The sequence below is a fragment of the Parvularcula oceani genome (assembly GCF_000733125.1).
In the GTDB taxonomy this organism is placed as follows: Bacteria; Pseudomonadota; Alphaproteobacteria; order Caulobacterales; family Parvularculaceae; genus Parvularcula; species Parvularcula oceani.
The window spans coordinates 1-13,678 of the sequence record NZ_JPHU01000010.1 but is presented as its reverse complement, the minus strand read 5'-3'; the positions used below and the strand labels follow the sequence as shown (position 1 = coordinate 13,678).

Genomic DNA, 13,678 nt, shown 5'->3' with positions numbered 1-13,678 from the left:
GCGAAAGCGCGATTCGGTCAGGCCTCCTGTTCTTTTTGCGCGCCGTCACCGGATGGCGAGAGCTTCGAGGCCCAGCGCTTCGCCCGTTCGCGGCCCGCAAGGTGCAGGCTCGCCACGGCCGGGACCAGCACCATCAGGATGATCGTGCCGAAGAGAATGCCGAAGCCGAGCGAGATCGCCGTGGGCACGAGGAAGGCGGCCTGCACGGATTGTTCGAGGATCAGCGGCGTCACGCCGAGGAAGGTCGTCAGCGTCGTCAGCAGGATCGGGCGGAAGCGGCTGACGGCGGCATCGGTGATCGCCTTTTCGCGCGGCTTTCCGTTCTCCAGCCCTTCATTGATGTAGTCCACCATCAGAAGGGCATCGTTGATGATGACGCCGGCGAGGCCGATCACGCCGAACAGGCTGAGAAGGCTGAGCGCATAGCCGAAGATCGCATGGCCGATCAGCGCGCCGATCAGGCCGAAGGGAATGATCGACATGACGACGAAGGGCTGGCTGTAGGAGCGGAAGGCGAGCGCGAGGAGGGCATAGATCGCGAAGAGCGATAGCGCGAAGCCCGAGACCAGGACCGGAATGGCTCTCGCCTGTTCTTCCTGGTCGCCGCCCGCCTCGACGGTGACCTCGGGATAATCGGACGCCATGGAGGGCCAGATCTCCTCGAGCACGCGCGTGGTGGCCGCGCCCGCTGTGATGCGGTTGAGGTCGTTGTCGGCGCTGATCACGAAGGTCCGCTGGCCGTCCTGCCGCGTGATGGCCGCAGGGGCATCGCCGATCGACAGCTCTGCGACCTGGCCGATGGGGACATAGACGCGGCGGCCCTCCTCGGTCGTGACCGCGATGCGCTGGTTCTTGAGGACGGACAGGCTCTGGCGCTCCGCCTCGGGCAGGCGGACGCGCACCTCGATCTCCTCGCGGTCGCGCTGGATGCGGACGGCCTCGGCGCCGAAGAAATTGGCGCGGATCTGGGCTGCGACCTCCTGGAGGGTCAGGCCGTAGGCGCGCGCGGCCGGCAGCAGGGCGACCTGCACCTCATCGGTCGTGCGGAAGCGGTCGTCGCGCACGTCGAAGACGCCGCTTATGCTCTCGATCTCGCGGCGCAGCGCGGCCGTCGCCTCCCGGGCGGCCGTCTCGTCCGTGCTCAGGACCTCGATCTGGATCGGCGCGCCGCTGCCGACGAGGTTCGAGGAGAAGGCGAGGGTCTGCGCGCCCGGAATGGCGCCGACAGCTTCGCGCCAGGCGTTCTCGAAGGCGACGGCGGTGAAGTCGCGTTCGGCGGCATCCTGGATCTTCACCGTGACGAAGGCGGCATTGGCGGCCGCCCCGCCCGAGACCACGACCTGCTCATTGCCGGTCCCGACATTCTCGCCGAGGCTCCAGAAGACGCCGTCGATCACCATGTCGGGGTCGACATCGGCAGTCTCGGCGACCGCCTCGGCCGCGGCCTGCGCCGCGTCGGCGATGCGGCGGGCCGACTTGATCGTCTGCCGCTCGGAGGCCGCCTCGGCCAGCTGCAATTCGGCAGTGACGAAATTGCCCTCGACCTCGGGGAAGAAGACCGACTTCACGACCCCGCCCGCCAGAAGGCCCACCGAGGCGATCAGCACGCCGACCATGCCGAGAATGACGGCGAGAGGCCGGGTCACGGCAAGCGCGATGACGGGGCGCAGCCGCTTTTGCGAGAAGCTGTCGAGCGTGGAGGCGACTCTGTCCCGCAGAGGGTCGAGCACGCGCCGCGGCGAGAACCGCCGCGGCGGCGCATCGCGAAGATGGCTGAGATGCTTTGGCAGGATCGTGAAGCTCTCGATCAGGGACAGTGTGAGGACGAAGATCACCACGGCGGCGATCGCCGAGAGGAACTGGCCGAACTGCCCCGGCAGGAAGATCAGCGGCACGAAGACGACGATGGTCGTCGAGACCGAGAAGAGCACCGGCTTGAGGACGCGGAGCGTTCCCTTGCGCGCCGCCTCCTTGCTGTTCTCGGCGCCCTCCTCGCGCGTTGCGTAGATGTTCTCTCCCACCACGATGGCGTCGTCGACAACGATGCCGATGGCGAGGATGAAGCCGAACAAGGACAGCTGATTGATCGAGAGGCCCAGAAGGCTCATCGGGATGAAGGCGCCGAGGAAGCTGATCCCGACACCGATGGCCACCCAGAAGGCGATGCGCACATCGAGGAAGAGGAGAAGCAGGACCAGGACGAGCGACAGGCCGATGATCGCGTTCCGGGTCAGAAGGTCGATCCGGTCGCCCAGACTTTCGGATTCGTCGCGCCACAGGGTGACGTCGACGCTTGCGGGAAGGTCCTCCTCCATCGCCGCGATCTCGGCCCTGACGGAGTCGATGATGCCGAACACGGTCTCGTCGCCCGACCGGAAGACGCTGATCGACACGGCGGGCCGGCCGTCGAGCCGGGCGAGGATCGGCGTGTCATCCAGCGCATCGGAGATGTCCGCGATCTGGCCGAGGCGGACCGGCGTGCCCTCCGCGCTCGTCGTCACCACGATGTCGGCGAAGGCTTCGCCCGTCTCCGCCTCGCCCACCGTGCGGACCAGCGTGCGGCGGCGCTCGCCCTCGATCTCGCCGGCCGACAGCTCGAGGCTGCTCTCGCCCACGGTGCGGGCGATGCCGGGAAGGGTCAGGCCGAGCGCCTGCAGCTGCCCCTCGCTGACCGCGATATCGATGAGATAGTCCGGAACCCCGGCGAGCCGCGCCTGGCTGATCTCAGGTGTGTTGGCGAGGCGGGTGCGCAGGTCCTGCGCGAGCCGCTTGAGCGTGACGGGGTCGGCGTCCCCCGCCAGCACGATCTGGGCGATCAGCTCCTCGACCTCGAAATCGGTGACCTGCGGCTCCTCGGCCTGTTCGGGAAAGACCGTGATCTGGCTGATCTCGGTACGGACCTCGTTCACCTTTTCCTGGGTGTCCTGGCCCTCGTAGAGCTCGACCAGAACGTTGGCGACGTTCTCGGCGGCAAGGCTCGTGATCTTGCGCACGCCCTCGAGGCCCTCGAGCTGCTCTTCGATGGGTTCGACGATGCCCTCCTCGACCTCGGAGGGCGATGCGCCCGGATAGGACACCGTGATCGAGACCGTGTAGGGATTGATCTCGGGGAAGAGGCGGATGGTCAGGGACTGCATCGCGAAGATGCCGACCACGATGAGGAGGAGCGCCAGCAGGTTGGCGGCGACCCGGCTGTCGAGGAAGAAGGAGACGAGGCCTCTCACTGCGACGATCCGCTCTCTCGCTGACGATCCGCGAGGCGCTGCTCTGCGTCCGCAGGCGCGATCCGCACTCGCAATCCGTCCACTTCCTCGGTCAGCGCGGTCAGGAGGAGCGGCGCATCGGCGAGGTCTCCTTCGGAGGAGAAGACGACGCGGTCTTCCTGCTGCTTGATCGGGGTGACCTCGACCCGGGACAGCGCGCCGCGGCCATCGCCGCCCGCCTCCACCGTCCAGACATAGGCGTCCTTGCGCAACACGCCCGACGGCGCCGCATAGAGCGCGATCGGCGACAGCGCCGGCAGCGTCGCCGCCACGAAATCATTGGCGTAGACGAGGCCCGCATTCTCTTCCGCGAAGGCGTCCTCCACCCTGACGGTGACGGTGACGGTGCGCGCCTGCGGATCGAGGGCCGTGCCGATCTCCTCCACCGTGCCGATCAGCGTCAGGGTCGAGGCGCTCGCTGCGGTGGGCGAGACGGCGACCTCGAGCGGCGCGTCCGAAGCCCTCTGGGCGCGGCGCACCGCCCCGGCATCGTCCGGGCTCATGCCGAGCTTCACCCTGGCCGCCGTGTTGTCGTAGATCCGCGCCACCACCTCGCCCGGCGTGACATAGGAGCCCACGGAGAGGCTCTCCGATTGCACCGTCGCAGAGAACGGCGCGCGCACCACCGTGTCGTCCAGCCGCTCGCGCGCGATCTCGAGCTGCGCCTCGGCCTGCGACACGCCCGCGCGGGCGCCGGCGAGATCCGAGCGCGCCTGTTCGGCCCGCGAGACCGGCGCAGCGCCGATCTCGGCCAGGCGTTCCTGCCGGCTGGCGTCGGATTCGATCCTGGAAAGCTGCGCGCGCGCGCTCTGGAGGTCGGCCTCGGCCTGCTGGAGCTGCGCACGGACTTCGCGGTCGTCGAGGCGGAAGAGCGGCTCGCCCTCCTCGATGCGTCCGCCCGCGACCAGGGCTTCGGAGACCTCCTCCACCCGCCCGGCCATCTCGGCGGTGACGGCGATCTCGGCGAGCGGGCGCAGGAAGCCTTCCTCGCTCACCGTATAGCGCCGCCCTTCGGCCTCGGCGGCGACGACCTCGACCATTGGCACGGTCTCCTCGGTCTGTCCGCCCTCGGGCGCCCCGCCGAGCATGCGCAGGCCGAAGAAGACGCCGACGCCGAGAAGAAGCACGACGGCGCCGCCGATCGTCCACATCTTGGACGGCTTGCGGCCGTCTGCGTCCGCCTTGTCGTTCCGTTCGGAGTGTTCGGTCATTCGCTTGCCGCCCGAGCCTTGCATTGTAGGTTCCGCGGGGGGTGCCCCTCGGCCCCCGCACAGGGAGAATGCGCGTTTGCGTTACTTAGGTTCCGTTTCGATTTTGTCGCTGGCCGCCTGTGCGGCGCTCGGTCCCGGCTACGAGCCGCCCGATCCGGCGGGCGTGCAGGACGCTTTCGTGGCCAGCGGCGAGGCTGTCTTCGAGCGGGCGGAGCGGGACGAAACGCCGTGGTGGTGGGCCTTCGAGGACCCCGTCCTCAACCAGCTCGTCGCGCTCGCGCGGTCGGATAATCGCGATCTTTTGGAGGCCGCGGCGCGGCTCGAAGCCGCTGCGGCCCGGACGCGCGCCGCCTATCGGGGCCTTTTGCCGCAGGGCTCGGTCTCCGGCTCGGCGCAGCGCCAGAAACAGAGCCAGGGCGCCTTCGCGCAGATCTTCGGGCCGGACGGCCCGCCGGGCGATGGCGAAGGCGCGCCGGGGCTGGGCGAGAGCGATCCCTTCACGCTCTACACGGCCGCAGCCGACCTCTCCTGGGAGCTCGACCTGTTCGGCCGCATCCGGAACCAGGCGCGCCGACAGCGCGCCAGCGCACAGGCGCAGGCCGCTCTGGCGCGCGACACCGACCGGCTGGTCACCGCCCGCACCGCCGAGGCCTATCTCACCTATCTCGAAGCGGCGGCGCGGACGGATGTGGCGCGGCGCAACCTCGCCGCGCAGGAAGAGGCGCTGGCGCTGACGGAGTCCCTGTTCGAACTCGGCGAGATCTCGGAATTCGACCTCGCCAGGCAGCGGACCATCACCCGCACGACGGCGGCGCAGGTCGAGCAGCTGCGCGCCTCGCGGGCCCAGGCCGTCTCCGCCCTCGCCCTCCTGACCGGGAATACCGTGCCGTCGCTCGCCCGGGAGGTCCCGGCGCTCGCGGATGCGCCGCCTTTGCCGCGTCCGCCAGAAGCGCTCGCCCTCGCCGACCCGACCGCCGTCCTGCGCCGCCGCCCCGACATCGCGCAGGCCGAGCGCCAGCTCGCCGCCGCGACCTACGGCGTGGGGGTGCAGACCGCCGAGCTGTTCCCGCAGGTCACGCTGACAGGCAATGCCACGCTGACCGCGCTCGACCCCGAAGGGCTGACGGATGACGGCGCGCTCGGCTGGTCCTATGGCCCCCGCCTGTCCTGGCCGATCTTCTCCTATCCCACGCTGCTCGCGCAGGTCGACGCGGCGGATGCCGAGGCGCGCGCGGCGCTCTATGCCTATCAGCGCGTGGTGCTGACGGCGCTGACCGAGACTGACGAGGCGCTGATCGGCTATGCTCGGTCCCTCGACCGGGCGGCGCTACTCGAAGAGGCGCAGGAGAGCGCAGCGCGTTCGCTCTTCCTCGCCGAGGTCCGCTATCGCGAGGGCGCCGACAGCCTTCTGACCTTCCTCGACGCGCAGCGCACCGCGCTTCAGACCGAGGACCAGTTCGTCACCGGCCGTGCCGCCGCCCTGCGCGCGCGGGTGGCGGTGCACAGGGCGCTGGCGGACTGACTACTCAGGCCCGGTCGTCGCCGCGGATGAGCTCGATCGTCTGGGTCGGGAAGGCGAATTCGATGTTCCGTTCGCCGAAGAGATCGACGATCTTGCGGTTCACGAGCGAGCAGTGGTCGAGATAGGTGAACCAGCCGCGCTGCGTATCGCGCTGCGCCTCGTCGTTCTGCCCCATGAAGTACCAGTGATAGCCCCGGATGATCAGCCAGCCTTCGCCGAATTCAGGGAAGCTGACATGCGGCTCGTCCTCCCGGCCCTCCATGCCGGCATCCTCCACCACCTCCTCGTCGCAGAAGACGTCGCGCAGCGCCTGCATCGCCCGTTCGACCTCGCGCGCGTCGGGGCGGTAGGGAAGAGTGAGGTTCACCTCGCGGCGGATATATCCGCGGGCGGACAGGTTCTCGACCTCGCGGTCGATGAACAGCATGTTGGGCAGGGTGATGTAATTGCCGTTGAGGTCGCGCAGCTTGGTCGCCTGCAGCTTGATGTCCTCGACCGTGCCCCAATAGGTCGCCCACTGGCCCTTGAACCTGATCCAGTCGCCGATCATGAAGGGGCGGTTCACATAGATCGATACGGCTCCGAACAGGTTCTTGACCGAGTCCTGCGCGGCGAGGGAGAGCGCGAGGCCGATCACGCCGAAGCCGACGATCAGCGCACCGATATTGAAGCCGAGCATGTTCTGCAGAACGAAGAGCAGGACCAGGACGACGATGAAGGTGCGCAGGATCCGGCGCACGATCAGGACCAGCATGTGGTCGTAATGCCCGGACCCCTCCTTGTCGATGTGGCGGCGGATGAAGGCCGCGGCGACGTCGATCAGCGAGATGACGAGGAGCGCGACGGCGATCACGAGCAGGAATTTCGGCACGGAGAAGCGAAGAGGCCGCAGCACGGGACCGAGCGAGAGGAAGCCGATCGCGACCGTGAAGGCGATGGTGAAGAGGACGAGGCCGCCCGATGCGCCGAGGCCCCGCAGGGTCGAGGCGGCGAGGCTGTGATCGTTCTCCTCGATCCGCGCGGCGAGCCGCCCCATCAGCTTGTAGAAAAGATAGCCCAGGGCGATCCCCAGCACTGTCACGGCGACGAAGCCGAGCCAGCCTGCGGGCCCCGTCTCCTCGACGAGCGGCGCGAAGACCTTGAGGAAATATTGTCCCCCGTCATTGTCGCCGAAGCGGGGCGGCAGAGACGCCATCGCCTCGTAGAGATCGTCCGCGCCCGCGATCGTGCGCTCGGAGAACAGCCAATGGCCGCCGGGCTGGCGGAGAACGGCGATCTCGCCGCGCGGCGAGGTTTCCACCGCCTGCCACACCCAGAGATGATCGGTGCCGCGCGGAAAGAACTCGTAGCGCGTGTCTCCCGTCTCCTCGATCTGCTCGGGTCCCGGCAGCGTGGCGGGCGAGACGGGGCCGAGGCGCAGGAAGACCTCGTAGAGCGTGTCGGCATCCTCGCGCGAGGCGCCGGCCGGCAGGCTGGCCAGTGCCCGCTGATAGCCGAGCTCCTCATAGCCGCGCCCGACGAGGTCCATGGCCTCGGTGAAGGTCATGATGGCGGCGCGGGGGCTTTCCTGGGAATTGAAGCGCGGGTTTTCGACCCGGTCCCGCGCCTCGCCGGGCTGCATCTTCTCGATCAGGAGGCGGCTGCCCGACTCCACCGCCTCGAGCAGGCTCGAAAAGGCGCCGCCGCTGCCCTCCTCGGGATTGGCGGTGTCCCGCACCGGAGCGCCGCCCGGGGGCGCGGGCTGCGCCGCCGCCCCTCCGAGCGCGAGGAAGAGGAAGAGGAGAACCGAAAGACCCGTCAGACGCATGGAAGCCCCGCTGCCGATGGGAAAGGCGTAATGGGCCCATCGCCGTTCGTCCATGCCGGGAAGCGGTGCGGATGCGCGACCCATCAGTCTTGGATTGTGGGCACTCAGTCGACAATGTGCGACAGTCAATGCTAGGCGGGACGGCATGCTGCGCCCGGGAGACAATCGCCATGACGAGACTTGATCGCCGCAGAATGCTGCAGCTCATGGCAGCGGGAAGCGCCGGCCTCGCCCTCGCCCGGCCCGGCGCGCGCGCAGCGCAAGCTCCTGAGGAAAGCCTCGCCGCCCTCGCGGCGAAGCGCGGCCTGATCTTCGGCAGCGCGGTCAGCACGCCGCAGCTGGACGATCCCGCCTATCTCGGCCTCGTCAGGCAGGAATGCGCGGCCGTGGTCGCGGAGAATGCGCAGAAGATGTACGCCATCCTGCCCGAGCCGGAGGCCTGGGATTTCGGCGGGGCGGACGCCTTGGCGGAGTTCGCGGCGAGGAACGGCCTCGACCTGCGCGGCCACGCCCTCCTGTGGAACCACCCGGACTATCTGCCGGATTGGGTGATGGAGACGGAGTTCGGGACTGCGGCGGCCGCGGAGGATTTCCTGCGCGGCTATATCGGCCGCGTCGCGGGCCGCTACGCGCCGCAAATCTATGCCTGGGACGTCGTCAACGAGACGCTGGATCCCGAAACCGGAGAGCTGCGCGACACGCCCTTCACGAAGGCGCTGGGCCCGCAGGTCATCGACATCGCCTTCGATGCCGCGAAGGCGGCAGCCCCCGGCGCCAAGCTCGCCTATAACGACTATATGAGCTGGGAGGACGGCCACGAGACCCACAGGACCGCCGTCCTGCGCCTCCTCGAGCGTCTCCTGGCGCAGGACGCGCCGGTGACCGGCCTCGGCATTCAGGGGCATGCCAGATGGACCGACCGGGAGGCCGAGTTCTCTCCTGCGCGGCAGAAAGCGTGGCGCGGGTTCCTGGACGAGGTGACGGGAATGGGCCTCGATCTCTACGTGACCGAGCTGGACGTCAATGACGGCGACGCCACGGGCCCGGACGCGGTCCGCGATGCCGAGATCGCGGCTTATACGAAGGACTATCTCGGCCTCATGCTCGACTATCCCCAGACCAAGGAAGTCCTGACCTGGGGCCTCGCCGACCATGACAGCTGGATCCAGGCTTTCGTGGACGAGGGCGAGCTTGTCCGGCGGCCCCTGCCCTTCGACGATGAATACCGCCCCAAGCCGATGCGCGAAGCCATGGCCGCCGCCTTTCGCGCCGCGCCGCAGAGGAGCTGAACCATGCCCCCGGCCGTTCTGCGCGTTCATCCCGAAGACAGCGTCGCGGTGGCGCTGCGGCCGGTCTCGACCGGCGAGCGCCTGCCCATGGGGGAGGATGAGCTGGTCGCGGCGCAGGACATTCCGCAGGGGCACAAGATCGCGCTGCGGCCGCACGGGCCGGGCGATGCCGTGATCCGCTACGGCCATCCGATCGGGCGCGCCGAGACCGGAATTGCGCCCGGCGAGCATGTCCATTCGCACAATCTGCGCACGGCGCTGGGCACAGGCGAGTCCTATTCCTACGAGCCCGCCTCGGCGCCTCCTGCTCCCGCCCCGCGCGAGGGGGGCACGTTCGAGGGCTATCGCAGGGCCGATGGCCGCGTGGGAACGCGCAATGAGATCTGGGTGCTGAACACCGTCGGCTGCGTGAACACGGCGGCCGCCCGGATCGCTCGCAACGGCGACGCGCTGGTCCGGGCGCAAGGCGGGGCGGACGGGGTCCATGCCTTCTCCCACCCCTTCGGCTGCTCGCAGCTCGGCGACGATCTCGGCCAGACCCGGGACATCGTCGCGGGCCTCGCCCGGCACCCCAATGCCGGGGGCGTGGTGCTGATCGGGCTCGGCTGCGAGAACAACCGGCTCGACGCCCTGCTCGAAACGCTCCCCGAGGCCGCGCGGGACCGGATCGTCTCCTTCACGGCGCAGGGGGTCGAGGACGAGGAGGAAGCCGGGACCGCCGCCATCGAGACCCTGCTCGAACGGATGGCGGGCGACCGCCGCGAGACCTGCCCTGCCTCCGCGCTCACGCTCGGCATGAAATGCGGCGGCTCGGATGCCTTGTCGGGGCTCACGGCCAATCCACTCGTCGGCCGCATGACCGACCGGGTGACGGCGGCGGGCGGCCGCTCCCTCCTGACCGAGGTGCCGGAGATGTTCGGCGCGGAGCGCCAGCTGATGAACCGGGCCGTCGACGAAGAGGTGTTCGAGCGGCTCGTGACGATGATCGAGGGCTTCAAGTCCTACTTCGTCCGGCACGACCAACCGGTCTACGAGAACCCCTCCCCCGGCAACAAGGATGGAGGGCTGACGACGCTCGAGGAGAAATCGCTCGGCGCGATCCAGAAAGGCGGCGCCTCGCGCGTGGCCGATGTCCTCGATTACGCCCAGCCTGCGCGACGGCCCGGCCTGTCGCTGATCAACGCGCCGGGCAATGACGCGGTCTCCTCGACAGCCCTCACCGTGAGCGGCGCGACCGTGATCCTGTTCACGACCGGCCGCGGAACGCCGCTCGGCTTTCCGGTCCCCACGCTGAAGATCGCATCGAATTCGGGACTGGCGGAGCGCAAGCCGCGCTGGATCGACTTCGACGCAGGGCCCGTCGCCAGCGGCACCGGCATGGAGGAGATGGCGGACGCGCTGTGGGACAAGATCCTCCGCACCGCCTCCGGCGAGCCCGCGCGCAACGAAGAGAACGATTACCGCGAAATCGCCATCTGGAAGACGGGCGTGACTCTCTAGGCTCTCGGGAGGAGGACGCATCGCCCTCCTCCCTCGCGGGCTTCACTCTTCGTAGGCGGAGAGCATGCCTTCCAGCCTCTCCCGCGTGATCGGCAGGACCGTGCCGTGGCGCGTGCCCTCGGGGAAGGAGAGCTCATCGGTGATGTCCTCCCAGTGGACGAGGTCGTCGGACCGCGCGCCCATCATCCGGTGCTCCATATAGGCGTCGTAATAGACGTGGAATTCGCCGTCGATCTTCACCCCGGTCGGCCCCTCGACCCAGACGCCTTCGGGCGAGAAGGGCGGCGAGGCCGGGCCCCACGGCCCCTGCGGGTCCGCGGCGATCGCGATCCGGATATTCTTCTCCGGCTCCGGGCGCTTGGTCTCGTCCTTCAGGAACATGACATAGCGCTCACCGTCCCGCACGATGTTCGCGTCGATCGAGACGAAGCCGCCATCGTAGAAGAGCGCGGTCGGCGTGTAGCTCTCGAAATCCTTCGTCGTCGTATAGTAGACGCGGTGATTGATTCCGATGCCCAGGGTCGAGCGGATATCGCCGCGATCCTCGGTTTCCGGGAACCGTCCGGGCACCGCAGAGGACCAGAAGATGAGGTATTCTCCGGCGTCCTCGTCATAGAAGATCTCGGGCGCCCAGCTGTTCAGGACGCCTTCGGCGTCGCGCATGACGGGCAGCATCTTCTGCTCGGACCAGTTCACGAGGTCGTCCGAATGGGCGATGCCGATATTGTCCTCCCACCAGCCCGTGGTCCAGACCATGTGGTAGCGCCCATCCGGCCCCTGAATGATGCAGGGATCGCGCATCAGCTTGGACCCGACGGTCGGCATCAGAACCGACTCCCCGTCATTGATCGCGTTCCAGGTCAGGCCGTCTTCGGACCAGGCGAGGTGGAGGCCCGTCTCCCCGTCATTGCGGAAGGAGGAGAAGAGATAGACCTCCTCCGCATCCGCCGACGGTGCGGCATCCTGCGCCTGGCCGGTGCTTGCCAAGGCGGCGAGCGCGGCGAGCGCGCCCAGAACCAGTTTCGACGTCATCCTTGTCCTCCCGTTCATCTGCTTGTGTCGCGCCGCCTCAGGGCAGCGGGCGAAGCCCTTCGGCGCGCACCGACCATCCGTCCTGCGGAAAGCCCGGCGCCTCGCCTTCCGCGCCGTCCCATCCCGCCGCCATCAGCGCGACGGCGGCCAGAAGAGAGGCATTGGACGGAAAATAGGTGTCCGCATTCCGCTCATAACCTTCCGGGGTCAGATGGAAGCGCGGGGTCATGCCGGTGATCCCGTACTGGTTGTTCGCGGCATCCATCATCAGATAGTCGACCGCCTGTCCGGGCTCGCCGAGCCGTGCCGCCGTCATCGCCATCATCGGAAAGTCCCAGCCCCAGGTCTGGCGGAAATCCCATGCTTGGTTCGTCCGCGCCATCGTGGCCGCCATGACCTCCCGGTCGGCGTCATCGCCGGGAAGGAAGCCCATGGCCATGAGGAAGGAAGGGTGGTCGCGGTTGAAGCAGTCCTCTGCCGGCGCGCCGCCTTCGGCCTCCGCGCCGCCGGTCGTGCCGAGCCCTCCGGCGCATTCGGGCCGGTTAATCCCGGACCAGAAGCCTTCGGCGTTGCGGACCGGCAGATAGAGGCCGTCTTCCTGCGGAAGCTCGGGCAGCCGGTCGAGCGCCTCCGCCCAGCCTTCGTCCGGCGCGAGGCCGAGGCGCTCGCGCCAGCGCTGCGCCGTCCTCAGGCCATAGGCCCAGTAAGCGAGTTCGAAGGCCGGATCAGCCGTGGCTCCTGGCGCCCAGACTTCCTGCACCGGCACGACCGGCGGGCCGAGCGCGAGATCGCCGTCCCCGGTCCCGCTCAGAAACGAGGCCAGAAGATCCGCCGTCGCGAAGACGACCTCGGAATGCTGGCGCAGCGTCTCCTCGCTCGGCGCCGCCCGGTAGAGAAGCTCGGCGAGATAGATCGGATGGGGCTGCTGCCACATGATGAAGGGATTGATCGTGCTGGGGCTCTCCACCGCGTCCGGCCCCGTCATCTTCGGCCACCATGCGCCCTCGCGGCGGTAATGCGCCGCCCGCGCCCGGGCCTGCGGCAGCGTATCGGCGTACCAGTCGAGGGCGGGGGCGGTCAGCTCGTCGCGGCCCCACAGCGTGAAATGCGCCGCATGCCACCAATGCATCTCGTGGTGGAACTTGCCGTTCCAGCTGTTCGAATAGAGGCCCTCTTCCTGCAGGATCAGCCTCGTCCCGCCATTGACGCGGGTAAGGTACTGGGACAGCACGACACGGCGTTCGAGCTCCTCCGCACGCGGATCCGTGCTGCCGGAGAAGTCGATCATGCCTCCCCTTTTCCAGAAGGCCTGCCAGCCCTCTTCGGCTTCGCGGGCGATAGCGGCCTGGGCTTGCGCATCGGGCAGGGCCGCCTCGTCCGGCGCGAAGGCGATCATCGCCCGCAGCGTGTCGCCCTGCCCGGACGGCATGGCCGTGACGACGTGCCGATCCGACAATCGTGGCGCCTCCGCCCCCCCGAAGCTGGCAGCCACGCTGTAGCGGGCCTCGTCGAGCCGCCGGTCGATCCGGACGGTATCCCGATCATCCGTTTCGCGCAGCTCGGTGCGGTGACGGTCCGGCGAAGACCAGTCGGCGGGATCCGGATTGAGCGCGTCGGAGACATAGGGGAAAGAGAGATCCAGCCCGAGGCGCCTCTCCTCCACGAGGGGCGAGGTGATCTCGACCAGGACGAGGTCCTCGTCCGGATGGACCTGCGTTCGCACCGCGACCGGCTCGCCTTCGAGCGTGAAGCGGCTATGCGCCGTCCCCGTCCACAGGTCGAGGCGCTGCTCGGTCGCCGAGATGTCCTCGGCTGCGAGGGCGCGGCCGCCCTCCCCGTCCGCGAGCCGGAAGCTCAGCCGGCCAAGCGAATAGCGGTGAGGATTGCGCCGCAGCCATTGCAGCGCCGGGTCCGCTTCGACCTGCGACCAGTCGCTGACATAAGGGTACTCATAGGCCTCTCCCCGCGCATCGATCGGGCGCATGGCGTCGTCGAGCGTAAAGCCCTCGGGATTGGGGAAGCTGTGCCATGCCCATTGGGCCTGGGTGATCAGC

Annotated in this window: 8 protein-coding genes; 3 read left to right on the top strand and 5 right to left on the bottom strand. The window is 68.6% G+C overall.

The features are described 5' to 3' along the window. Window positions 1–17: 17 nt before the first annotated feature. Together IE88_RS0111130 and IE88_RS0111125 are read right to left on the bottom strand one after the other, a co-directional pair. Window positions 18–3,224, bottom strand: a complete 3,207-nt coding sequence (locus IE88_RS0111130; RefSeq protein ID WP_051881980.1) for an efflux RND transporter permease subunit — start codon at window positions 3,222–3,224, stop codon at window positions 18–20. Beyond that, window positions 3,221–4,474 (bottom strand): efflux RND transporter periplasmic adaptor subunit, encoded by a 1,254-nt coding sequence (locus IE88_RS0111125; protein WP_162178341.1) that lies wholly within the window; start codon window positions 4,472–4,474, stop codon window positions 3,221–3,223. The genes IE88_RS0111130 and IE88_RS0111125 overlap by 4 nt, the downstream gene beginning before the upstream one ends. A gap of 76 nt (window positions 4,475–4,550) precedes the next feature. Here IE88_RS0111125 and IE88_RS0111120 point away from each other — a divergent pair, with 76 nt between their 5' ends. Then, window positions 4,551–5,996, top strand: a complete 1,446-nt coding sequence (locus IE88_RS0111120; protein ID WP_162178340.1) for an efflux transporter outer membrane subunit — start codon at window positions 4,551–4,553, stop codon at window positions 5,994–5,996. A 4-nt stretch (window positions 5,997–6,000) separates the two neighbouring features. On the opposite strand, the gene IE88_RS0111115 is transcribed toward IE88_RS0111120, so the two are convergent. Continuing rightward, window positions 6,001–7,857: a mechanosensitive ion channel family protein gene (locus IE88_RS0111115; RefSeq protein WP_031554455.1), complete on the bottom strand. Its 1,857-nt coding sequence runs from the start codon at window positions 7,855–7,857 to the stop codon at window positions 6,001–6,003. Between the two features lie 116 nt (window positions 7,858–7,973). On the opposite strand from IE88_RS0111115, the gene IE88_RS0111110 reads away from it, so the two are divergent. Continuing rightward, window positions 7,974–9,092, top strand: a complete 1,119-nt coding sequence (locus tag IE88_RS0111110; protein WP_031554453.1) for an endo-1,4-beta-xylanase — start codon at window positions 7,974–7,976, stop codon at window positions 9,090–9,092. A gap of 3 nt (window positions 9,093–9,095) precedes the next feature. Then, window positions 9,096–10,592, top strand: coding sequence for a UxaA family hydrolase (locus IE88_RS0111105; RefSeq protein WP_031554451.1), 1,497 nt, complete (start codon window positions 9,096–9,098; stop codon window positions 10,590–10,592). Window positions 10,593–10,634: 42 nt separating this feature from the next. Here the strand turns inward: IE88_RS0111105 and IE88_RS0111100 are convergent, their stop codons facing one another. Continuing rightward, complete coding sequence (locus IE88_RS0111100) at window positions 10,635–11,624, bottom strand: glycoside hydrolase family 43 protein (protein ID WP_031554449.1); 990 nt, start codon at window positions 11,622–11,624, stop codon at window positions 10,635–10,637. Between the two features lie 37 nt (window positions 11,625–11,661). Further along, the coding region (locus tag IE88_RS18385; RefSeq protein WP_031554446.1) for a hypothetical protein at window positions 11,662–13,678 on the bottom strand (2,017 nt) is incomplete at its 5' end.

Excerpts from the sequence above, each read along its gene's own strand:
- IE88_RS0111125 (WP_162178341.1), bottom strand. The coding sequence starts at position 4,474 with ATGACCGAACACTCCGAACGGAACGACAAGGCGGACGCAGACGGCCGC.
- IE88_RS0111100 (WP_031554449.1), bottom strand. The coding sequence starts at position 11,624 with ATGACGTCGAAACTGGTTCTGGGCGCGCTCGCCGCGCTCGCCGCCTTG.
- IE88_RS0111110 (WP_031554453.1), top strand. The coding sequence starts at position 7,974 with ATGACGAGACTTGATCGCCGCAGAATGCTGCAGCTCATGGCAGCGGGA.
- IE88_RS0111105 (WP_031554451.1), top strand. The coding sequence starts at position 9,096 with ATGCCCCCGGCCGTTCTGCGCGTTCATCCCGAAGACAGCGTCGCGGTG.
- IE88_RS0111115 (WP_031554455.1), bottom strand. The coding sequence starts at position 7,857 with ATGGACGAACGGCGATGGGCCCATTACGCCTTTCCCATCGGCAGCGGG.